The 20,477-nt window shown below is 50.9% G+C and carries 25 protein-coding genes; 7 read left to right on the top strand and 18 right to left on the bottom strand.

The window, feature by feature from the left end; genetic code table 11:
- The 5 genes from O3660_RS10210 to O3660_RS10190 form a co-directional block, all read left to right on the top strand.
- Positions 1-249: surface lipoprotein assembly modifier (locus O3660_RS10210; RefSeq protein WP_371464937.1), on the top strand; the 249-nt coding region annotated here is incomplete at its 5' end.
- 168 nt (positions 250-417) lie between these two features.
- Complete coding sequence (locus O3660_RS10205) at positions 418-576, top strand: hypothetical protein (RefSeq protein ID WP_318251842.1); 159 nt, start codon at positions 418-420, stop codon at positions 574-576.
- A complete protein-coding gene (locus tag O3660_RS10200; RefSeq protein ID WP_371464936.1) occupies positions 540-1,448 on the top strand; it encodes an FRG domain-containing protein in 909 nt (302 codons plus the stop codon). Before O3660_RS10205 ends, O3660_RS10200 begins: the two co-directional genes overlap by 37 nt.
- A 124-nt stretch (positions 1,449-1,572) precedes the next feature.
- Entirely contained in the window at positions 1,573-3,846 is a 2,274-nt protein-coding gene (locus tag O3660_RS10195) for a Tex family protein (protein WP_371464935.1), read from the top strand.
- Positions 3,847-4,045: 199 nt separating this feature from the next.
- Positions 4,046-4,387, top strand: coding sequence for a hypothetical protein (locus O3660_RS10190; RefSeq protein ID WP_003683849.1), 342 nt, complete (start codon positions 4,046-4,048; stop codon positions 4,385-4,387).
- Positions 4,388-4,444: 57 nt separating this feature from the next.
- Here the strand turns inward: O3660_RS10190 and O3660_RS10185 are convergent, their stop codons facing one another.
- On the bottom strand, positions 4,445-5,335 hold the full coding sequence (locus O3660_RS10185; RefSeq protein ID WP_049350927.1) for a LysR family transcriptional regulator: 891 nt from the start codon (positions 5,333-5,335) through the stop codon (positions 4,445-4,447).
- A 128-nt stretch (positions 5,336-5,463) separates the two neighbouring features.
- Between O3660_RS10185 and O3660_RS10180 the strand changes: the two genes are divergently transcribed.
- Together O3660_RS10180 and O3660_RS10175 are read left to right on the top strand one after the other, a co-directional pair.
- The gene (locus tag O3660_RS10180; RefSeq protein WP_049350928.1) at positions 5,464-5,859 is read left to right on the top strand and encodes a DoxX family protein; all 396 of its coding nucleotides are present in this window, start codon (positions 5,464-5,466) and stop codon (positions 5,857-5,859) included.
- 15 nt (positions 5,860-5,874) lie between these two features.
- Positions 5,875-6,480, top strand: coding sequence for a nitroreductase family protein (locus tag O3660_RS10175; protein WP_049350929.1), 606 nt, complete (start codon positions 5,875-5,877; stop codon positions 6,478-6,480).
- A gap of 112 nt (positions 6,481-6,592) precedes the next feature.
- Here the strand turns inward: O3660_RS10175 and cysS are convergent, their stop codons facing one another.
- The 17 genes from cysS to rpmE form a co-directional block, all read right to left on the bottom strand.
- A complete protein-coding gene (gene cysS, locus O3660_RS10170; protein WP_049350930.1) occupies positions 6,593-8,014 on the bottom strand; it encodes a cysteine--tRNA ligase in 1,422 nt (473 codons plus the stop codon).
- A gap of 2 nt (positions 8,015-8,016) precedes the next feature.
- Positions 8,017-8,649 (bottom strand): MutH/Sau3AI family endonuclease, encoded by a 633-nt coding sequence (locus O3660_RS10165; protein WP_079454083.1) that lies wholly within the window; start codon positions 8,647-8,649, stop codon positions 8,017-8,019.
- The gene (locus O3660_RS10160; protein ID WP_049329460.1) at positions 8,639-9,454 is read right to left on the bottom strand and encodes a site-specific DNA-methyltransferase; all 816 of its coding nucleotides are present in this window, start codon (positions 9,452-9,454) and stop codon (positions 8,639-8,641) included. Before O3660_RS10160 ends, O3660_RS10165 begins: the two co-directional genes overlap by 11 nt.
- Positions 9,447-10,256 carry a Dam family site-specific DNA-(adenine-N6)-methyltransferase gene (locus tag O3660_RS10155; protein ID WP_049350931.1) on the bottom strand — a complete coding sequence of 270 codons (810 nt, stop codon included), beginning with the start codon at positions 10,254-10,256 and terminating at the stop codon, positions 9,447-9,449. The genes O3660_RS10160 and O3660_RS10155 overlap by 8 nt, the downstream gene beginning before the upstream one ends.
- A gap of 159 nt (positions 10,257-10,415) precedes the next feature.
- On the bottom strand, positions 10,416-11,570 hold the full coding sequence (gene obgE / locus O3660_RS10150) for a GTPase ObgE (RefSeq protein ID WP_049329458.1): 1,155 nt from the start codon (positions 11,568-11,570) through the stop codon (positions 10,416-10,418).
- A 143-nt stretch (positions 11,571-11,713) separates the two neighbouring features.
- Positions 11,714-12,202 carry a TlpA disulfide reductase family protein gene (locus O3660_RS10145; RefSeq protein ID WP_049350932.1) on the bottom strand — a complete coding sequence of 163 codons (489 nt, stop codon included), beginning with the start codon at positions 12,200-12,202 and terminating at the stop codon, positions 11,714-11,716.
- On the bottom strand, positions 12,199-12,582 hold the full coding sequence (locus O3660_RS10140; protein ID WP_049350933.1) for a thioesterase family protein: 384 nt from the start codon (positions 12,580-12,582) through the stop codon (positions 12,199-12,201). Before O3660_RS10140 ends, O3660_RS10145 begins: the two co-directional genes overlap by 4 nt.
- Positions 12,582-12,944 (bottom strand): hypothetical protein, encoded by a 363-nt coding sequence (locus O3660_RS10135; protein WP_003681812.1) that lies wholly within the window; start codon positions 12,942-12,944, stop codon positions 12,582-12,584. The genes O3660_RS10140 and O3660_RS10135 overlap by 1 nt, the downstream gene beginning before the upstream one ends.
- A 114-nt stretch (positions 12,945-13,058) precedes the next feature.
- A complete protein-coding gene (locus O3660_RS10130) occupies positions 13,059-13,883 on the bottom strand; it encodes a VacJ family lipoprotein (protein WP_371464933.1) in 825 nt (274 codons plus the stop codon).
- A complete protein-coding gene (locus tag O3660_RS10125) occupies positions 13,880-14,158 on the bottom strand; it encodes a lipid asymmetry maintenance protein MlaB (protein WP_036493932.1) in 279 nt (92 codons plus the stop codon). Before O3660_RS10125 ends, O3660_RS10130 begins: the two co-directional genes overlap by 4 nt.
- Before the next feature lie 63 nt (positions 14,159-14,221).
- The gene (locus tag O3660_RS10120) at positions 14,222-14,812 is read right to left on the bottom strand and encodes a phospholipid-binding protein MlaC (RefSeq protein WP_114926495.1); all 591 of its coding nucleotides are present in this window, start codon (positions 14,810-14,812) and stop codon (positions 14,222-14,224) included.
- Positions 14,813-14,844: 32 nt separating this feature from the next.
- Positions 14,845-15,339: an outer membrane lipid asymmetry maintenance protein MlaD gene (gene mlaD, locus O3660_RS10115; RefSeq protein ID WP_003748012.1), complete on the bottom strand. Its 495-nt coding sequence runs from the start codon at positions 15,337-15,339 to the stop codon at positions 14,845-14,847.
- A gap of 49 nt (positions 15,340-15,388) precedes the next feature.
- Positions 15,389-16,165 (bottom strand): lipid asymmetry maintenance ABC transporter permease subunit MlaE, encoded by a 777-nt coding sequence (gene mlaE, locus O3660_RS10110; RefSeq protein ID WP_049332872.1) that lies wholly within the window; start codon positions 16,163-16,165, stop codon positions 15,389-15,391.
- A gap of 65 nt (positions 16,166-16,230) precedes the next feature.
- A complete protein-coding gene (locus O3660_RS10105; RefSeq protein ID WP_003748015.1) occupies positions 16,231-17,031 on the bottom strand; it encodes an ABC transporter ATP-binding protein in 801 nt (266 codons plus the stop codon).
- Between the two features lie 221 nt (positions 17,032-17,252).
- Complete coding sequence (locus O3660_RS10100) at positions 17,253-18,140, bottom strand: hypothetical protein (protein WP_371464939.1); 888 nt, start codon at positions 18,138-18,140, stop codon at positions 17,253-17,255.
- Positions 18,141-18,278: 138 nt separating this feature from the next.
- On the bottom strand, positions 18,279-19,937 hold the full coding sequence (locus O3660_RS10095; protein WP_049350938.1) for a membrane protein: 1,659 nt from the start codon (positions 19,935-19,937) through the stop codon (positions 18,279-18,281).
- A 235-nt stretch (positions 19,938-20,172) separates the two neighbouring features.
- Positions 20,173-20,388: a 50S ribosomal protein L31 gene (gene rpmE, locus O3660_RS10090; protein WP_003681847.1), complete on the bottom strand. Its 216-nt coding sequence runs from the start codon at positions 20,386-20,388 to the stop codon at positions 20,173-20,175.
- Between the last annotated feature and the right edge of the window lie 89 nt (positions 20,389-20,477).

The raw sequence follows: 20,477 nt of genomic DNA, 5'->3' as shown, positions 1-20,477 counted from the left end.
ATTTTCTACACCTTAGCCGCATCGCTCAACATCAGCGTGCAGCGCAGAAACTACCGCGGCCCCGACATTTTCAATATCCAGCGCCGCGACACCGAATACTTCACCCGCCTGGCGCTGTCGCACAACCGCCTCTCCTGGAAAGGCTTCACCCCGCGCCTGAACTGGACCTGGTCGCACATCCGCAGCAACCATTTCTATTACCGCTATAACAACCATCGCGTGTTTTTGGATATATTCAAGCAGTTCTGATAAAAAAGCAGCCTGCACTTTGTCGGTTACAGTAAAATCAACAGGGTTGCAGGCTGGAAATATTAAGCGGCAGGTGGAAGATTTTGCCGAATGGGAAGTGTTAAAACGGTAGTTTCAGGTAGCCTGAAAAATTCAATCCTAAAAATTTTTGCTAGTAGAAAGCACCAAATGACCAAACAACCCAATGAAATCCGTAGTATTAGCGACTTAACTCAAATTCTTAAAGAATTGGGCGAGCCGACACATGGCACAACACGTTTCTTTCGCGGGCAAGCAAAAAATGGGAACTATTGCCCAGCATTTACCGCAAAGATAAACCTTATTTAATTGAAAACGAAGATAAAATTATTAAAGATGCGCTAACTAACTGCCCCGATGATTTTTCTCCCAATGACACTCTATTTGAGAAACTCGTTAAATTGCAGCATTATGGTTATGCTACGCGGCTTTTGGATTTGACAGCTAGCGCATTGGTTGCCTTGTATTTTGCTTGTTCTAATGAGAGCCATCATGATGAAAATGGCGAATTAATTATTTTGGATATTCCTGATACAGAAGTGAAATATTGGGATAGTGATACTGTGGCTATTTTGACTGCAATTAGTGCTCAAAATAAAAATTTTTCTTTATCCAATAGCTTAGATTCTGCTCAAACCAAATGCTCTTTAGCAAAAGCAAGCTATATATTAGAAAACTTGAATCAAGAAAAACTCAAATCAATTGAAAATTCCATAAATAATAAACTTCTTCCGTTTAAAAATATTGATGAATATGAAGAACTTATTAAAAAAGCAGCATCAGAAATTGGAGAATCTGCTTTCATATCATCATTTAATGAACAGCCACCTATTATTTCACTACTTCATGACATTCATACCGACAAACCCAGTTTCCGCCCGGTCATCAATCCAACAGACTTAGGCCGTGTCCTATGCGTTCGTGCCAAACTCAACAATGCTCGAATTTCTAGGCAACAAGGTTGCTTTTTGCTTTTCGGTATTAACAATGAAAAACGCAATCCTGCTGAAATTCCAGATGATTGGAAACGTCTTCCAACAAAAGGAAAAAGGTTTATCGTTAGAAATAAAAAACAAATCATACAGGAGCTCAAAGCATTCGGCATTAGCAGGCAAACCCTCTTCCCCGAACTGGAAAGCCAAGCTCAAGAAATCATGGCGCAATACAAGCCAAAAAAATAACTTTTCGGGCTACCTGAAAATTTAATTTCGTTCTAACCTGCGCCCCAAAAGCAGCCTGCACTTTTCAACTTCGTTAAAACTAACGCTTTCAGGCAGCCTGCACCCCATTCACACAAGGAACTTTATGAACATCACCCAAATCCTCTCTCAAGAACTCTCCGCCACCGCCGCCCAAATCACCGCCGCCGTCGAACTTTTGGACGACGGCGCGACCGTGCCGTTTATCGCCCGCTACCGCAAGGAGGCCACGGGCGGGCTGGATGATACGCAGCTGCGCCAGCTTGCCGAGCGGCTGCAATACCTGCGCGAGTTGGAAGAGCGCAAAGCCGTTGTTTTAAAAAGCATTGAAGAGCAAGGCAAGCTTTCAGACGACCTCAGGGCGCAAATCGAAGCCGCCGACAACAAAACTGCGCTGGAAGACCTGTATCTGCCCTACAAGCCCAAACGCCGCACCAAGGCGCAAATCGCGCGCGAACACGGTTTGCAGCCGCTGGCGGACGTGTTGCTTGCCGAGCAGCCGCAGGACGTTGAAGCCGCCGCGCAAGGCTACCTGAACGAAAACGTCCCCGACGCCAAAGCCGCGCTGGACGGCGCGCGCGCGATTCTGATGGAGCAATTTGCCGAAGACGCGGAACTCATCGGCACGCTGCGCGACAAGCTGTGGAACGAAGCCGAAATCCACGCGCAAGTCGTTGAAGGCAAAGAAACCGAAGGCGAAAAATTCAGCGATTATTTCGACCACCGCGAACCCGTGCGCGCCATGCCCAGCCACCGCGCGCTGGCGGTTTTGCGCGGCCGCAACGAAGGCGTGTTGAACATCGCGCTCAAATACCAGCCCGACGACACGCCGATTACGCAGCAAAGCGAATACGAGCAACTCATCGCCCGCCGCTTCAAGGTTTCAGACGACCACAAATGGCTGCGCGACACCGTGCGCCTGACTTGGCGCGCAAAAATCTTTTTGTCACTGGAACTCGAAGTCTTAGGTCGTCTGAAAGAAGCCGCCGATACCGATGCGATTACTGTGTTCGCCCGCAATCTCAAAGACTTGCTGCTCGCCGCGCCCGCCGGACGGCTGACCACTTTGGGTCTCGACCCCGGCTACCGCAACGGCGTGAAATGCGCCGTGGTGGACGACACGGGCAAGCTGCTGGATACCGTCATCGTCTATTTGCATCAAGAAAACAATATGTTGGCAACGCTATCGCGCCTGATTAAGCAGCACGGTGTGAAGCTCATCGCCATCGGCAACGGCACCGCCAGCCGCGAAACCGACAAAATCGCGGGCGAACTGGTGCGCGGAATGCCGGAAATGGGGCTGCACAAAATCGTCGTTTCCGAAGCCGGCGCGTCGATTTATTCCGCGTCCGAATTGGCGGCGCGCGAGTTCCCAGATTTGGACGTTTCCCTGCGCGGCGCGGTGTCCATCGCCCGCAGGCTGCAAGACCCGCTTGCCGAGTTGGTCAAAATCGACCCCAAATCTATCGGCGTGGGCCAGTATCAGCACGACGTGAACCAAAGCCAGCTCGCCAAATCGCTGGACGCGGTGGTCGAAGACTGCGTGAACGCCGTCGGCGTGGACGTGAATACCGCCTCCGCCCCGCTCTTGGCGCGGATTTCCGGTTTGAATCAAACCCTTGCCCAAAACATCGTCGCCTACCGCGATGAAAACGGCGCGTTCGACAGCCGCAAAAAATTGCTGAAAGTGCCGCGTTTGGGCGAAAAAACCTTCGAGCAGGCGGCGGGCTTTTTGCGGATTAACGGCGGCAAAGAGCCGCTGGACGCGAGCGCCGTCCACCCCGAAGCCTATCCCGTCGTCGCCAAAATGCTGGCGCAACAAGGCATTAGCGCCGCTGAACTCATCGGCAACCGCGAGCGCGTGAAGCAAATCAAAGCATCCGACTTCACCGACGAACGCTTCGGCCTGCCGACCATTCTGGACATCCTGTCCGAGCTGGAAAAACCCGGCCGCGACCCGCGCGGCGAGTTTCAGACGGCCTCATTCGCCGAAGGCATCCACGAAATCAGCGACTTGCAAGTCGGCATGATACTCGAAGGCGTGGTTTCCAACGTCGCCAACTTCGGCGCGTTCGTGGACATCGGCGTCCATCAAGACGGCTTGGTACACATCTCCGCCCTGTCCAACGAGTTCGTTCAAGACCCGCGCGAAGTGGTGAAAACCGGCGACGTGGTGAAAGTGAAAGTGCTGGAAGTCGATGCCGCCAGAAAACGCATCGCGCTCACCATGCGCTTGGATGACGAACCGGGCTGCGCAGCCAAAGGCAACAGGTCGTCTGAAACCCGACATCAGGAACGCCGCGACCGCAAACCCCAACGCAACGACCGCGCCCCAACCAATTCGGCGATGGCGGATGCGTTTGCGAAGTTGAAGCGGTAAGGTAGAAAACCAATTAAAGGCCGTCTGAAAAATGATGTTCAGACGGCCTTTATCGTATGGGGCGAATGAGATAATTGGTATTATGGATATAGTAATGCCCCGTTGAATGTTACCGATACATTTTGTAGTAGGTATATGCAAATAAGCGTATAGTTCCAAATATCACAAATCCATCATCACAACCTTAGGAGTTCAAACCATGAAACCTGTTTTGTTTGCCGCGCTGATTTCCTGTTTCTCCGTTGCTGCGTATGCGGCCTGTACCGACAGCCAGCAGCAGTGCGTGATTTATAAAAACGGCAATGTTGCGACAGAAGGCGGCTGTACGGTCAGCAAGTGTCAAAGTGCCGATGCACAAGTGTTGAAATGGAAGCTGAAAAACGGCAAAGGCGTAACCGTGGAAATCGGAAAAAACGGTAAGGTTTTGGTGAACAAGAAACCGGGTGCGAAAGCGAACAACAGCAATGCGTCAGGCATGGGTTTGACATGCTATGCCGCCGATGCGGACAAACGCGAACAGTTCTGCTCGACCAATTATTGATTGGATTGTTGCTTTGATTAAAGGCCGTCTGAAAAGTGTTTCAGACGGCCTTGATGTTTATCCTTCCGATATTTTTTCATTGAGAAAGTCGATAAAGCTGCGTACTTTCGCGCTGAGAAAGGCCCTGTCGACATAAGTGGCGTTCAGTTGGTCTGCCCAGATGGTGTAATCGGGCAGGAGTTGGATCAATGTGCCGTCCTTCAATTCCTGCTGAACTGCCCAAAGGGGCTGATAGCCTATGCCTGCGCCTGCTTTAATCAGCTCGCGGATCATCAATGTGTTGTCGCTGCGGATAACCGGGGAGAGATGGAGAATGGCTTTTTCTGCGGTAGCGCGGTGGGTAATTTCCTGGTCTTGTTGACTGGTATAGGAAGGCAGGATGGCTTGGTGCTGCATGACGGCTTCGGGTGTATCGGGTGTGCCGTGTCGGGCAAGATAGTCGGGGGCGGCAAGCAGAACGAACTCGATTTTGGCCAGCGGTTTGACGATCAGCGAAGGGGAGGGGGTTTTGGAAACGCGCAAGGCGAGATCGAAGCCTTCGGCGATAAGGTCGATATGGCGGTTGTCGAGGACGAGGTCGAGCGTGACTTTGGGATAACGCTGGCGGTATTCGGCCAACCATGCGCTCATATTACCGCCTGCAAACCACAGGGGCATGGTTACGCGCAACATACCTTGCGGCGTGTCGGCGCCGCCTGCCGCTTTTTGGGCGGCGGTGTCCAAGGTATCCAGCGCGTAGCTGCATTGGCGGTAGTATTCTTCGCCTGCCTCGGTCAGGTGGAGGTTGCGGCTGTTGCGGTGTAAGAGCTTGGCTTGAATGGTGTTTTCCAGATGGCTGACGTGTTTGCTGGCCATAGCGGTGGAGATGTCGAGCTGATCGGCGGCACGGGTAAAACTACCGCTTTGAACCACTTGGCGGAAAACTTTTAGGCTGAATAGGGTATCCATAATTTCTTATTAGGAAACGTTGTATCAATAATTTTAGTATATATCTCTTACTGGGAATTATCTATACTGCACTTATTGAAATTGCTCCCTACCTCTTTCAGGTAGCCATTAAAATAAGGATTATTAAGATGTCAGCCCTCAAATCATTCCAACCGGTTGTATTGTCTGTCTTGCGTATTGTTGCGGCGTATCTGTTTTTGCTGCATGGCACAGCCAAGTTTTTCAGTTTTCCGATGTCCATGGGCGGCGCACCTGAAGGCTTGATGCTGGTGGCCGGTATTTTGGAAATTGTCGGCGGTATCTTATTGATATTGGGCCTGTTCACCCGTCCGGCCGCGTTTATTTTGTCCGGTCAGATGGCTGCCGCCTATTTTATGGCACACGCGTCTTCTGGTAATGTTTTGTTCCCATTGGCCAATCAGGGCGAATCTGCCGTTTTGTTCTGCTTCGTATTCCTGTATCTGGCAGTAGCCGGTGGCGGAGCGTGGGCTTTGGATAATGTTTTTGGTAAAGATAAAGATTAATTTAAGGAAAAGATCATGACTTATTCTGTTTTGCAACAAGCTGCTGAAACCCGTCGTTCTATCTATGCATTGAACAACACCCTGCCTCTGTCCAATGAGGAAGTAACCAAAATCATCGAACACGCCGTTTTACATACGCCGTCTTCTTTCAATTCGCAATCTGCCCGAGTGGTCGTATTATTTGGCGAAGAACATGCCAAAGTGTGGCATTTTGTCGAAGAAGCGTTGCGTGCGGTTGTTCCTGCCGAGCAGTTTAAAGCCACCGCACAAAAACTGAACTTGTTTAAAGCAGGCGCGGCGACAGTTTTGTTCTTTGAAGATCAAGATGTTGTCAAAGGCTTGCAAGAGCAGTTCCCATCTTATGCGGCCAACTTCCCGATCTGGGCGGATCAGGCAAATGCCATGGTTCAATATGCTGTGTGGACAACATTGGCGGCTGCCGGTATCGGCGCCAATCTGCAACACTACAATCCGCTGCCTGATGCAGCCATTGCTAAAGAATGGAATCTGCCGGAAAGCTGGTTGTTGCGTGCGCAAATGGTGATTGGCGGTATCGCGGCTCCAGCCGGCGAAAAAGCCTTCCAACCAATCGAAGGCCGTCTGAAAGTATTCGGCGCATAAATGAAATGATGTTTTCAACCAAGGGCGCGATGTTTGCGCCCTTTTTGAAATAGCAAAATTAAAAAGGCCGTCTGAAAACAGTTTCAGACGGCCTTTTATCTATGCCATGAAATCAACCGCGGCGCCAGGTCGTGCCGCCGGCGTTGTCTTCCAGAATGATTTTGTGTTCGTTCAGAAGGTCGCGGATGCGGTCGGATTCCGCCCAGTTTTTATCCGCGCGCGCCTGTTTGCGGCGGGCGATCAAGTCGTCGATTTCCTCGTTGGACAGGCCGTCTGAAACGGCACCGCCTTGCAGGAACTCAATCGGATCACGTTGCAACAGGCCGATGATGCCGCCCAAAGCTTTCAGGCAGCCGGCGAGGTGCGCATCATTGGTTTTGTTCACTTCGCCTGCCAGTTCGAACAGTACGGCAACGGCTTCGACCGTACCGAAATCGTCGTTCATGGCGGCGTAGAAGCGGCTGGTGTAGTCGTTGGCATTTTCGGACAATTCGAACGCGGCGGCTGGGGTGTTTTTCAAAGTGGTGTACAGGCGGGTCAGTGCGCCTTTGGCGTCATCCAGATGCGCGTCGGAGTAGTTCAGCGGGCTGCGGTAGTGGGCGCGCAGGATGAAGAAACGCACGACTTCCGGGTCGTATTGTTTCAACACTTCGCGGATGGTGAAGAAGTTGCCCAACGATTTGGACATTTTTTCGCCGTCCACACGGATGAAGCCGTTGTGCAGCCAGTATTTGACATGGCTGGCAATGCTTTGACCGTGATGGGTTTGCGCGTGGTCATGGCCGCAGGTATGGCCTGTCGCGCCGACGCTTTGGGCAATTTCATTTTCATGGTGTGGGAACTGCAAGTCCGCACCGCCACCGTGAATATCGAAAGTATCGCCGAACAGGTTTTCACTCATTGCGGAGCATTCGATGTGCCAACCCGGACGGCCGTTGCCCCAAGGGCTTTCCCATGCCGGCTCGCCTGCTTTGGCCGCTTTCCACAATACAAAATCAAGCGGATCGCGTTTGAAACCATCGACTTGCACACGCTCCCCTGCGCGCAGGTCATCCAACGATTTGCCCGATAATTGTCCGTAAGCGGCAAACTCGCGCACGGCATAGTAAACGTCGCCGTTGGCGGCAAGATAAGCCTTGCCGTTTTGAATCAGGGTCTCAATCATGGCAATCATTTGCGGAATGTTTTCCGTTGCCTTCGGCTCAATATCCGGACGCAACACACCCAAGGCATCGGCATCTTCGTGCATAGCCTGAATGAAACGCGCAGTTAGCTCGCCGATGGTTTCGCCGTTTTCAGCCGCGCGGGCAATGATTTTGTCGTCGATGTCGGTAATATTGCGCACATAAGTGAGCGGATAACCGCACTCGCGCAACCAACGGGCAATCATGTCGAACACAACCATCACACGGGCATGACCTAAGTGGCAATAGTCGTAAACGGTCATACCGCAAACGTACATACGCACGTTTTTAGGATCGATGGGGGTGAAAGGTTCTTTTTGACGGGTAAGGGTGTTGTAGATGGTGGTCATGTTTAATTTTCTGTACTATTTAAATTAATGAATTTAGCCAAAAATGAAGGACGAGCATAAAATGCTCTGGATGTAGAACCATGTCCTGATCCTTTTGTTCTTGGTTGGATATATATACCCATCTTGCCTGTCAGGAAATTAAATCCTTTATTTGGGTCTAGAATGGTCTGACGTACTAAATTGTAATCAGCTTTTACTGATTCATATAAATCAGAACCTTCATTCAAATCAAATTCGACAATATCATAAACAAAACTAGGGTCATCAACAGTTCTCCCAACAGTTCTTGCAACAACGACTGCTTTTTTTAATTTTGATAGTAAGTGGCTATCTTCAAATTCTTTCTGACAAACATTGACAGGATCAATCATAGTAATAGCCATCGTTTCTTTGAATGCTAATCTACCATTTCTTAGGGTTTTTATTGGGATAGATTTTAATTCCCATGAACCGAAGTTGGGTGATTGGGCAGAATTTAACGGCAACTCCAAAAAACGTTCTACTACATGTCCCGCCCAACCTTTATTAACTTTTCCTGATGGAGCATAGACAGTAACATTATATTCTCTTGCTAAATCATGTAGGTTCTTTCCAAGTAAATCCTGCATTTTCACAATAGCCTCTCTACGTTCCATTAGTTATCCTTTTCTCTGCCAATTCAAAAAAATTTTGCTTCATCTCACATCCGCAAAATTTCCGTCCATTTTTTATAGCAGCAACGCCTGTTGTTCCACTGCCCATAAATGGGTCGAAAATCAAATCGCCAACATTAGATGCAGCTAATATACAGCGCTCTAGCAATGCTAGCGGTTTTTGCGTTGGGTGTTTACCGAACGTTTTTTCCGTTTTGTTTGGTGGCGGGAACACCCAGACACTTTTCATCTGTTTGCCATTGTTTTGTATTTTCATCATGTCGTAATGGAAAATATGCTTTGCCTTCTTATCTTTCTTTGCCCATAACAGTGTTTCGGTGGAATGGGTAAAAAATCGGCAGGACAAATTAGGTGGGGGATTAGGTTTTTCCCAGGTAATATTGTTCAGAATATGATACCCGATGGTCTGCATCAAGTAGCCGATCAGATAAATATTATGAAATGTGCCACATACCCAAATCGTGCCGTTCGGTTTTAGCAAGGCATAGCATAAGCGCAGCCATTCTTCGTAAAAAACTAAATCCGCCGCCATGCCTTTAGATTTATCCCAACTACCTTTATTGACGGAAACCATTTGCCCGTTTTGGCAGGTAAAGCCATCATTGGATAAAAAATAAGGAGGATCGGCAAAAATCATATCAAAACAGCCATCCGAGTGTTTGTCCAAGATACGGCGCATCACATGAAGAGAGTCTTCGTTATAAATAATGGAGTCGTCTGAAACCAGTTTTTTCAGACTGCGTCCATAATGTGCTACTTCTTCCGATAGTTTGTTAAATTCACTCATAAATTGCTAGTAATTCTCCGACTTTTTTCCTACTGCTTCCTTTGGCGGCAATACTGCGTTGAACTTCGACTGTTTTAATAACAGCACCACGGTAAATCTCACGGGTAAATGTGGTATCGTGATTGGAAATTAGAATACCGTGCGCCCGCCGTGCTGTTTGTTTGGCAGTTTCTGCCAAGCGTTTTTGTTCGTCCAAATCGAAACCGCTTTTGGAGTAGGAGGTAAAGGACGAGGTTTCGCTCAAAGGTGCATAAGGTGGGTCGCAATAAATGGTGTCGCCATCTTCCGCTGCATCTAATGCCGTCTGGAAATCGCTGCAGGTCAAATCTATCCGTTCGGATTTCTGTACAAAAGCCTGCATTTCGGTTTCGGGGAAATAAGGAGATTTGTAGCGTCCGAACGGTACGTTGAAACAGCCTTTGCTGTTGTAACGGCACAATCCGTTGAAGGCATGGCGGTTCAGATAAACAAACAGAGCTGCGCGCTCAATGGTGTCAGTACTGTGGTTAAATCTGTCACGTAAGTCATAATATTTTTTTTCGTTATTATTTTCAGGGATAAAGAAAGAATGTGCGTAGTCGATAAAACTATGTTTTTCTGTTTTTAAGTTTGAAAACAGAACAATCAAGTCAGTATTAATGTCATTGAGCAAATACCTCTCAAAATCCAAAGACAGTGATAAGGCAGCAGAGCCTGAAAACGGTTCAATCAGGCGTTTTCGTTTTTTTGTGGGGATGTGGGTTTCAATAAAGGGGACAAGTTTATACTTCCCTCCAGCCCATTTCAGAAAGGGTTTGGACATATCTTGCTCATAGCCGCCCGTAAGCGGCTATATCATATTTGGTTACTTAATAATCGCCCGTAGACGATTAGCTTGTTCGTGGTAGTTACGATTCTTTCTAAGAATACTTTGTTGAATTTCAGACGGCCTTTTACGTCATCAATAGGCCGTCTGAAATTTTTACTCCGGCTTAAATACGCCGGTATCCGTTTTAGGCTGCTGCTCGGCAATCTCGGTATTTACCGCTGCCTGCTCCGTTTCGGTTTTCTCGGCTTCGATGCGTTTTTTCTCGGTCAGGTATTGGTTGATTTGGTGTACCAATTCCTGTGTACCTTGATGAGTCAATGCGCTGATTTGGAAGAGGCGCGGGGTTTCCATATCGAATTGGAAGCGGTCGTCTGGTTTCGGATAGTCCCAGCCGATGGCTTCGAGGAAGGCGGCTGTACGCGCTTGGGCTTCTTCTTCATCGAGCATGTCGAGTTTGTTCAGCACCAGCCAGCGCGGTTTGTCGTAGAGCTCTTCATCGTATTTGCGCAATTCGTTGATGATGGCGAGGGCTTCTTCTGCTGGGTTGACGGCTTCGTCAAAGGGAGCCAAATCGACGACGTGCAACAGCAGGCCGGTGCGTGATAAGTGTTTAAGGAAGCGGTGGCCGAGGCCTGCGCCTTCTGCTGCGCCTTCAATCAGGCCGGGGATGTCGGCCATGACGAAGCTGTGGTTTTCATCGATGCGCACGACGCCCAAGTTTGGATGCAGGGTGGTGAAGGGGTAGTTGGCGATTTTGGGGCGTGCGGCGGATACGGCGGTAATCAGGGTGGATTTGCCGGCGTTGGGCATGCCTAATAAGCCGACATCGGCGAGGACTTTAAGCTCGAGTTGTAGGGAGCGGGTTTCGCCTTCTTCGCCGGGTGTGGATTGTTTCGGGGCGCGGTTGACGGACGATTTGAAGTGGATGTTTCCCAAGCCGCCTTTGCCGCCTTTGGCGAGGCAGACACGTTGGCCGTGATAAGTGAGGTCGGCAACGATTTCGTCAGTATCTAGGTCGCGGATAAGGGTGCCGACGGGCATTTTGAGGACGATGTCGTCTGCACCTGCGCCGTAGCGGTCGGAGCCGTGGCCTTTTTCGCCGTTTTTGGCTTGGTAGCGTTTGACGAAGCGGTATTCGACGAGGGTGTTGGTGTTTTCGTCGGCTTCTGCCCAAACGCTGCCACCTTTGCCACCATCGCCGCCGTCAGGGCCGCCGCGGGGTACGAATTTTTCGCGGCGGAAACTGGTTGCGCCATTACCGCCTTTGCCTGCGGCGACTTCGATTTTTGCTTCGTCGATAAATTTCATGATGTTCTCTTATGGGTATTCGGTTGTTTCAGACGGCCTTTGTTAATAGAGGAGCTTGGTGTCTGAACGGATAAAATGTTGCTTATTATAAAGGATATTTCGGTTTTAGGCCGTCTGAAATATGGTTTCAGACGGCCTTGGATTTATTGGGCGAGGGCTTGGTCGATTTCTTGATAAAGTTGGGAGAAATTGGGTTCGCCGACGTAGGTTTTGAGGATGTTACCGTTTTTGTCGATCAGGACGGAAGTAGGGTAAACCTGTGTGCCAAAGGCTTTTGCGGCAGTTTTGTCGGCATCGTACATGACGGTGAAGGGAATGCCGTATTCTTTGACGTACTGATGGACGCTCTCAATAGGGTCAATGGGCTGGGCAATGCCGAGGACTTGGAAGTTTTTGCCTTGATAGTCTTGGGCGGTTTTGATGATTTTAGGCATTTCGCTCACGCAACCGGGGCAGGAGGGAAACCAGAAGTTAATGAGGGTAACTTTGCCTTTCAAGTCGGCGTTGGTAATGGTTTTGCCTTGCAGATCGGGCAGGGCAAAATCAGGGGTGGCTTTGTTGCTGGGGATAAGGACAAAGGTAAGAAGCGCGCCAATCGTGGCAACGATGAGGAGTGTGAGTATTTTTTTCATGATGTGAGGTTTTGAATTGCGTGTGCTAAGGTTTGGGGAACGCTGATGCTGCGGCCGCTTTCGCTGCTGACGGGCATAAGGGTAACTTCGGCTTCGATGGCGGCTTTGCCGTTGGGCAGGGTCGCGGTTTGGCTGAGGATAATGTGGCGTGTGCCGATGTCTTTCAGACGGCCTGTAAAGGTCAAGACATCGCCTTCAAGCGACGGGCGGCGATAGCGGATATCAACGCGTGCAACAACGAGCATGATGCCTTTGAGTTCGGGCAGAAGGTCATGCTCTTGAAAAAACGTCCAGCGCGCTTCTTCGAGAAATTCGAGATAGCGCGCATTGTTGACGTGGCCGTAGCCGTCGAGATGGTAGTTGCGGACGGTCAGTTTCATTAGTTGAGATTGATGGGTTGGAACTCTTCGCGTGCGATTGGTTCGTGTTCGAGGTCGGTAATCACGGTGGAGAGCTGGATGTCGAACCATTCGTTGAAAATGTCGGCGTCCAAATCCGGCCATTCGCTTTCGTCTTCGCACCAGTCGGCCAATTCGGCAGCAAAAATGTCTTCAAAACGCGCTTCGATTTCGTCCCATACTTCGTCGGCGGTTTCACACGGGCGAACGAGGTAGGAATTGGCATCGGCTTGGATATCTTCAAGCGTCAGGCCGTCTAAGTGATTGCCGGGCAGGGATTTCAGCCAGTTCCAAAAAGGATCGAGGGGGATAAGCAGGAAGACGCTGCGGTTGACTTCGTACATGGTGTTTTCCTTGGTTTCTGTATAGTTGAATGATATAGCAAAGGTGGGGGACTGGCTATCTTTTGGGGGATAAAGGCCGTCTGAATTTCAGACGGCCTTTATTTTTTGGAACAATCAGGGATTTTCTGATGGTGTTTGATACAGGCTTTGGGGATTGGCTGTATCGGGGATTTCTGCCGGAGCGGATTGGGGTGCTACCGGTTCGGAAGTGGTGTTGCTGTCCACCAAGTCATCGATGTCGATGTTGTCGTCTTCGTTTTGAGGGAGCGTGCCGCCGGTTTGTTGGGTGCGGACTTTCATGTAAAGGTCGCGTGTGTAGCTGTATTTGTCGATGGCTGCACCTTCGAGGCTGTCGGTCAGGTCGAGCAGTTCTTCACGGGTGTTGATGGCTTGCTGGCCGGTTGTGCCCCAGCGTCCTGCTCTGGTGTGGAAGACGGCGTTTTTAACCGGATAGATGGTGGTGACGGCGTTGCCGACGGTATCGCGTACGGTAGACGGGCCGAGTAGGGGGACGACGAAGTAGTTGCTGTTTTTCCAGCCCCATGAGGCGAAGGTGTCGCCGAGGGTGTTTTTATTGCTGGGCACACCGCCTGCACCGGCTACGTCGATTAAACCGCCAAGGCCGAAGGTGGTGTTGATGCCGACGCGGACGAGGTCTTCGCTGGCGCGTTTGACGTCAAGGCGCAGAACGTTGCTGCCGAAGCTGACGACGTCGCGCAGGTTGTTGAAGAAGTTGCTCACGCCGGTGCGCACCGGTTTGGGCGTTACTTTGCGATAGCCGCGTGCGACGGGGGAAAGGACGTATTTGTCTGCTTTGTCGTTGAACTTGGAAACGGTACGGTTGTAGCCTTCGTAAGGGTCGGCCGGATTGCGTTCGGCAAGTGCGGGCGCGGAGGCTATGCTGATGAGGAGGCAGAGTGAAGCGGTGGTTTTTTTCATGATTGCAACCAGTCTTTGATTTCGTAAAGTTCGGCCAGTGCGCGGACGGAATCGGGAATGTTTTGAATGGTCGGTTTTTTGTCTGTCCGGCGCAGAGCGTTGAGCAGCAGGGAAACGCAGGCTGAATCTGCTTTGCCTACTTGGCTGAAGTCTATGCTGTCTGTTTCTTTCAGACGGCATTGTTGTTCGTAGCGCGCAAAGGCGGAGGCAGTCAGGGTTTTGACGGTAACGTCGCCGCTGATGTAGAGCGTGCCGTTGCGAATTTCTGTTTGCATGGTGTCTTGATGATGTAAGGCGCCATGCCGTCTGAACATCAGGCGGCATGGTGCGGGGGTGGATTATTTACCGCCGTTTTTGGCTTTCAAGTCGGCAATCAGGCCGTCGATGCCTTTGGCTTTGATGGTTTCGCCGAATTGGTTGCGGTATACAGTAACCAAGCTTGCGCCTTCTACTGCGACATTGTATGCGCGGTATTTGCTGCCGCTTTGGTAGGTGGTGAAGTCCATGTTGACCGGTTTTTGGCCAGAAACGTTGATTTCAGCGCGGACAACGATTTCTTTACCGCCTTTGTTTACGACAGGGTTGTCTTTGATGTTGACCTTGGCGTTTTTGAATTTCAGCATGGTGCCGGAGTAGGTGCGGATCAGCAGGGTTTGAAACTCTTTGGTCAACGCTTGTTTTTGTGCGTCAGTCGCAGTACGCCACGGATTGCCGATGGCCAAAGCAGTCATGCGTTGGAAGTCGAAGTAAGGGATGGCGTAAGCCTCGGCTTTTTTGCGTGCGGTATTGGCATCGCCGCTGTTGAGGATTTTCAGTACTTGAACGGAGTTTTCACGTACTTGGTTGACTGCGTCGGCAGGAGAGGCAAATGCCATGCTGATGCTTAATACGCCGATGCTCAATGCGCTGATGAAGGAAGTTTTTTTCATGGGAGTGTCCTGAATATTGAGTGGATATGTGTTTATTGTTTGTTTTGACCGGCAGATTCACCATCTGCGTTTTTCTCGGCAAAGCTGGTCATGAATTTGCCGATAAGGTTTTCCAAAACCATGGCGGAGCTGGTGACGGTAATGGTGTCGCCTGCTGCCAAAGAATCGGTATCGCCGCCTTGCTGCAGGCCGATGTATTGTTCGCCCAACAGGCCTGAAGTCAGGATTTGTGCGGAAACGTCGCTACTGAACTGATATTGGCTGTCCAGATTGAGGGCGACTTTTGCCTGATAGGATTTAGGGTCGAGCTGAATAGAGGCAACACGGCCCACCAGTACGCCTGCGGATTTAACCGGCGCGTTGGTTTTTAAGCCGCCGATGTCGCTGAAATCGGCATAGACGGTGTAGGTTTGAGAGGATTTGCCGAACGATTGTCCGCCGGCGGCGCGGAAGGCGAGAAAGCCGATAGCGGCCGCGCCCAGTAAGACAAACAGTCCTACCCAAAATTCCAAAGCATTTTTTTTCATGTGCTATTGTCCTTGTTTCATTCTTTTTAAGTGTCGTTTCAGACGGCCTTTAGTCGGTAAACATCCATGCGGTCAAGATGAAGTCGACGGCGAGGATGGTCAGGGCGGAAGACACTACCGTGCGTGTACTGGCGCGCAAAATACCTTCGGAAGTCGGTACGCAGTGGAAGCCCTGATGTACGGCGATCAACGTAACGGCCACGCCGAAAGCGGCGGATTTGATTAAGCCGTTGAGGACGTCGTAATGGAAGGTAATGTTGTTTTGCATTTGCGACCAGAAAATACCACCATCCAAACCCAGCCATTCGACGCCGACCAAATACGCGCCGTAAATGCCGGCAACGTTGAAAATCGATGCCAACAAAGGCATGGAAAACACACCCGCCCAAAAGCGCGGCGCAACCACGCGCGCCACGGGGTCGACCGCCATCACGTTCATCGCTTCAAGCTGCTCGGTGGTTTTCATCAAACCGATTTCGCTGGTCATGGCACCGCCCGCACTGCTGGCAAACAGAATGGCCGCCAATACGGGACCCAATTCGCGCAACAGGGAAGCGGCAACCATATAGCCCAAAATATCGGCGGATTTGAATTTTGCCAGCTGCGTATAGCCTTGCAAGCCCAACACCATGCCGACAAATAGGCCGGAGACGGCGACAATCAGGACGGACAACACGCCTGCAAAGTAAACTTGGCGGATGCTCAGGCGCGGACGGGCAAACGCCGTGCCTGATTTGGCCAGGATCTGCAGGAAAAACAGCGTAATGCTGCCCAGCGATTGGATGAAGCCGAGGGTTTTTGCCCCGACGGAACGGATAAAATTCATAGGTTTCAGTTGATTGGTTAAATGGTTTTCAGACGGCCTGGTTTAAGTTTCAGGCCGTCTGAACATCAGCCCAGCAAGTCTTGTTTTAAAGTCGTTTGCGCCGGATAGCGGTAGGCGACGGGGCCGTCTGCCAAGCCGCCGACAAACTGGCGCACCCAAGGCGAGTCGAGTTCGCGCATTTCTTTGGGCGAGCCGGAGAACATGATTTCGCCGTGTGCCAAGAAAATGACTTGATCGACGATTTCCAGCGATTTTTCGATGTCGTGCGTTACCATCACGCTGGTGGAGCGCAGGGCTTTGTTGGCGCGGCTGATGAGGTGGGCGATAACGCCCAGCGAAATCGGGTCGAGGCCGGTGAAAGGCTCGTCGTACAACATGATTTCAGGGTCGAGCGCAATCGTACGCGCGAGGGCGACGCGGCGCGACATACCGCCGGAAAGCTCGGAAGGCATCAGGTTTTCAATGCCGCGCAAACCGACTGCATTCAGTTTCAGCAATACTAAATCGCGGATGACCGCTTCGGGCAAATCCGTCAGCTCGCGCATGGGGAAGGCGATGTTGTCGAAGACGGATAAGTCGGTGAACAATGCGCCGTGCTGGAATAAAACGCCCATGCGGCGGCGGTGTTCGTACAGCTCCTGCGCCGAAAATGCGGCCAAATCACGCCCTTCAATCAGCACTTTGCCCGATTGCGGGCGGATTTGACCCGTAATCAGGCGCATCAGCGTGGTTTTACCGCTGCCCGAACCACCCATTACGGCGGCGAAATTGCCTTGTGGAATGCTGAAGTTGATGTTGTTCAGAATCGGACGGTCGCCATATGCGAAGGCAACGTCTTTCATTTCGATGAAGGGTGTGGAACTCATGCAGGAGGGGAGTGTCGAAAAATGTATTTTAATTACGGGTATTGTAAAGGGTATTGGATATTCGGGCAATTTTCAGACGACCTGCGTTTAGGAATAACGGGTAAAAACGTGTGAAAGAACGCAGAAGCGTTGGTGCTACGGTCGTTTGTTGTATGTTGTGTCAAACATACAGACAGTTGTGTAGGTAAGTAAAAAGGCGGGTAAATATGCCCGCCTTGTTTTTAATATTTCTGCAAACCTTCCACCTTGATTTCTTTGGCATTGGCATGGATGAAGGCTTGAGTCGCTTTCATTGTGGCTTGAATGCGCGGATCGTTCCAGCGCACGATTTGGTTGTTTTCATCGCGCTTGTCTGACCAGATAATCACGCCGTCGGTGTATTTTTTGCTGATTTCGAGCATTTGGCGCCAGCGGACGGGATCAATGAACTGTTTGAAATAAGGGCTGTTGGTGGCCGAATAATATTGCGGCCAGATATAGCCGATGATTTTTTTGTTGGGAAAGCGTTGATGGATGTCGTCAACGGCGGTTTTCACGTCTTTTTCCCATTGCACCAAATCGGGGGAAGTGATGTAGAACACAGGATTGGCATAGTCGCTGATGGCGGCGGTGGGCGCACGGCGTTTGCTGACTTGCCGCCATTTGGCTAAGATGGCTTCGTTGTCGACATTGGGGCGGTAGTGGCGGATGCCGTGCAAATGTTCGGAGGGCATGCCGTAGTTGCTGATGACGGCGCGCGGGTTTTCTTCTCTGAAGATTTGGTACATCCGCGCGAAGTCGGTTTTCAATTCGTCGGGTGTCAGCAGTTGGCCGTCTTTTTCGGCAAACCAGCTTTCGATGTCGGTAGAAATGGTGCGGTAGCCTTCGCGGCGCGATTGTTTGGCCAATTCGCGGATACGCTCTTCGTTGAGTACGCCGTGTTTGCGTTTGCCCGTCGGATCGGGTTTGACCAATTCGCTTTCGTAAACCAAGAACACTTTGGAGAGTTTGTCGGCGGTCAGGTCGGGTTTGCCGACGTAGTCCATGCGGTCGTAGATGATGAAATCTTTGGCATGAGCGGAGAGGGCGGTCAATAAGAGGACGAGAGGCAAAAGGCGGTTGGGCTTCATATTTTTAGGCAGATAAGGGAAAAGGGCCATTGTACGGGAAGCGGTGTTAAAGTGAGCCAAAGGCCGTCTGAAAGGATAAAAGTTCTTTCAGACGGCCTTTGTTGCACTGGGAATGTTCAGTTTTGAGGCTGGTGTGATTTATTGCGCCGCAGTTTTTTCCAGAAATAGGAAAGTCTCGGCTTTGTTGCGCGGTCTTGCGCCTTGCCACAAGGTTTGCCAGCCTAAAGGTGCGCCGATGTTGGCGGCTTGGCGGATGAGGCGGTAGCGGCAGGACGGGTTGTCGGTCGTGGTTTTAATATGGCTGTATTGTGTCCACGCGATTCGTGTGCGCTGGTCTTGGCCGTCGATGCTGATACATTCGAGGCCGTCTGAAAGTTTCTGTTTCAATTCGGAAGAAAGCGCGGCTTCCATTTGGTGTACCACCGGCGCATGGCTTTTGGCGGCGTTGAGCCACGGTAAAAATAGGGTCATCAGCAAGGCCCAGGCCAAGGTAACGCCGGCCGCCCAGTTGGTTACGGCTTGGCGGCCGCGGATGTTTTTACGCGTAATTGCCCAGAGCCACAATGGGGTAAACAGCAGGGCGACGGTCATCGGAATCGGATCGATGTCGGGGATGTAATATGGGCTGAAATAGGCGGCGCGTTCGGCCAGTTTGGCAGGCCAGCCGTAGTTCATGGCGAAGAAGCCCAGCCACAGGAAGGCGGCAATCAGACCAAATGCCATGATGCCGAACCAGTTGATAAATGCCACTGCACCGCGACGCAGGCCGTCCAGTTGTGCCGCACCGAGCAGGGCGAGCGGTGGCAACAGCCAAACGAGGTTGTCTTGCAGGCGTTGAGGGTTGATGGCGAGCAGGGCTGTCATGATAACCAGCCACGACAGGCTCAGAATGCCCCAGTTTTTATCGTGGATACGCGTGCGGCTGAGCGTCCATGCCGCCAGCGGCCAAGCAGGCAGGGTAAACCACAGCAGGTTTTTCAGATAATAGGGCAGGTTGAAGGCCGTCTGAATCTGATGGAAGCCGCCGAATACGCCTAAGGAATAATGGTTGAACCAAATATCAAACCATTCGGGATTGGTTTTGGATAAAACCAGCGGATACAGAATCAGCAGGGGCAGGGAAACGACGATGGCACCAATCAGGGTCAGCAGATAGCGTTTGCTCTGCCAAGTGGAATGGAACGACAGGGCAAGTGCCAAAAAAATCATGGCCGCGGTCAGCAGATAGCCTGAGGAAAGGGAGAGTAAAACCCAGCCGCCGCACAACAGCAAAATGGCGATAATGACGCGGCGGCGTGCCAGTGAAAAGCCGCACAGAATCAATCCAAACGCGGCAAAAGCGGCCGACATGGGATTGAGGAAGTGGGCGATGGGCAGCAAACCGATGCTGCCTATAAGGATTAAGACAACGCTACGGCCATGGTGTCTGCCGAGAAAATTGAAACCGGCAAAACCGCAGGCGGTCAGTCCGATGGCGGTGAATACCACGCCGGCAAAACGCGCGGCATCATAGGCATCGGCTGCCCAAGGCGAAAACAGGGTTTGGAATGCGGTTGCCGCCCACAAAAAAGCAGGGGAGATAGTAAAGTCGGGTTGGCCGAAGATTTGTGCAACCAGCAGGCTGCCGCCGTTTTTCATGGATTCGGAGGCGGTAAAGAGGGAGGGTTCGGCAGGGTTCCACAAGTCATGCGAGAACACGCCCGGCCACAGCCAGGCAAAAGCCATCAGCAGCAGTAGCCATGGTTTTTCATGGGTTTTTTGGGGGCGGCGCGGATCGGGCGGTGTGTAAGTCAGCATGGAAAGTCAAAAAACGGTTGGTTTGAATAGCAATGGTACAGGGTTTGACGGGTTTGCGCGATATGCCGGACCGGAGAGCTTTGTAAAATAATGCTTACGGCTCGTTTTTATCGGGTGTTTGGAATGATATGGCATTCGGTTGACGACAAAAAGCTCAGGCCGTCTGAAAGAAATGTTTCAGACGGCCTGAATGCAAAAAAGACTGCACGAAGCAGTCTTTTTGACAAAGCGGCAATTAGCGTTTGAACAGGTTGCCGAATTTGTTGTTGAATTTGTCCACACGACCGGTAGTGTCGACGATTTTTTGAGTACCGGTGTAGAAAGGGTGGCACAGAGAGCAAACCTCAACGTTGAAGCTGTCTTTTTCCATTGCGGATTTGGTCACGAATTTGTTGCCGCAAGAGCAGGTAACGTTGATTTCGTGGTAGTTCGGGTGAATACCTTGTTTCATTTGATTTCCTTTCGATTAAGCGGGCACAGGGGTTTTGCCTGTACTTCAGTTAAGCGTGGAATTTTCGCTATTTTTGGCTGTTTCGTCAA

Origin of the sequence: Neisseria sp. 27098_8_139 (assembly GCF_041433195.1) — a bacterium.
Lineage (GTDB): Bacteria > Pseudomonadota > Gammaproteobacteria > Burkholderiales > Neisseriaceae > Neisseria > Neisseria subflava.
The sequence above is the reverse complement of the archived record's forward strand: the minus strand, read 5'-3'. Positions and strand labels throughout refer to the sequence as shown.

Coding starts and splice junctions, on each gene's coding strand:
- O3660_RS10205 (WP_318251842.1), top strand. CDS start 418: ATGACCAAACAACCCAATGAAATCCGTAGTATTAGCGACTTAACTCAA.
- O3660_RS10195 (WP_371464935.1), top strand. CDS start 1,573: ATGAACATCACCCAAATCCTCTCTCAAGAACTCTCCGCCACCGCCGCC.
- O3660_RS10190 (WP_003683849.1), top strand. CDS start 4,046: ATGAAACCTGTTTTGTTTGCCGCGCTGATTTCCTGTTTCTCCGTTGCT.
- O3660_RS10185 (WP_049350927.1), bottom strand. CDS start 5,335: ATGGATACCCTATTCAGCCTAAAAGTTTTCCGCCAAGTGGTTCAAAGC.
- O3660_RS10180 (WP_049350928.1), top strand. CDS start 5,464: ATGTCAGCCCTCAAATCATTCCAACCGGTTGTATTGTCTGTCTTGCGT.
- O3660_RS10175 (WP_049350929.1), top strand. CDS start 5,875: ATGACTTATTCTGTTTTGCAACAAGCTGCTGAAACCCGTCGTTCTATC.
- cysS (WP_049350930.1), bottom strand. CDS start 8,014: ATGACCACCATCTACAACACCCTTACCCGTCAAAAAGAACCTTTCACC.
- O3660_RS10165 (WP_079454083.1), bottom strand. CDS start 8,649: ATGGAACGTAGAGAGGCTATTGTGAAAATGCAGGATTTACTTGGAAAG.
- O3660_RS10160 (WP_049329460.1), bottom strand. CDS start 9,454: ATGAGTGAATTTAACAAACTATCGGAAGAAGTAGCACATTATGGACGC.
- O3660_RS10155 (WP_049350931.1), bottom strand. CDS start 10,256: ATGTCCAAACCCTTTCTGAAATGGGCTGGAGGGAAGTATAAACTTGTC.
- obgE (WP_049329458.1), bottom strand. CDS start 11,570: ATGAAATTTATCGACGAAGCAAAAATCGAAGTCGCCGCAGGCAAAGGC.
- O3660_RS10145 (WP_049350932.1), bottom strand. CDS start 12,202: ATGAAAAAAATACTCACACTCCTCATCGTTGCCACGATTGGCGCGCTT.
- O3660_RS10140 (WP_049350933.1), bottom strand. CDS start 12,582: ATGAAACTGACCGTCCGCAACTACCATCTCGACGGCTACGGCCACGTC.
- O3660_RS10135 (WP_003681812.1), bottom strand. CDS start 12,944: ATGTACGAAGTCAACCGCAGCGTCTTCCTGCTTATCCCCCTCGATCCT.
- O3660_RS10130 (WP_371464933.1), bottom strand. CDS start 13,883: ATGAAAAAAACCACCGCTTCACTCTGCCTCCTCATCAGCATAGCCTCC.
- O3660_RS10125 (WP_036493932.1), bottom strand. CDS start 14,158: ATGCAAACAGAAATTCGCAACGGCACGCTCTACATCAGCGGCGACGTT.
- O3660_RS10120 (WP_114926495.1), bottom strand. CDS start 14,812: ATGAAAAAAACTTCCTTCATCAGCGCATTGAGCATCGGCGTATTAAGC.
- mlaD (WP_003748012.1), bottom strand. CDS start 15,339: ATGAAAAAAAATGCTTTGGAATTTTGGGTAGGACTGTTTGTCTTACTG.
- mlaE (WP_049332872.1), bottom strand. CDS start 16,165: ATGAATTTTATCCGTTCCGTCGGGGCAAAAACCCTCGGCTTCATCCAA.
- O3660_RS10105 (WP_003748015.1), bottom strand. CDS start 17,031: ATGAGTTCCACACCCTTCATCGAAATGAAAGACGTTGCCTTCGCATAT.
- O3660_RS10100 (WP_371464939.1), bottom strand. CDS start 18,140: ATGAAGCCCAACCGCCTTTTGCCTCTCGTCCTCTTATTGACCGCCCTC.
- O3660_RS10095 (WP_049350938.1), bottom strand. CDS start 19,937: ATGCTGACTTACACACCGCCCGATCCGCGCCGCCCCCAAAAAACCCAT.
- rpmE (WP_003681847.1), bottom strand. CDS start 20,388: ATGAAACAAGGTATTCACCCGAACTACCACGAAATCAACGTTACCTGC.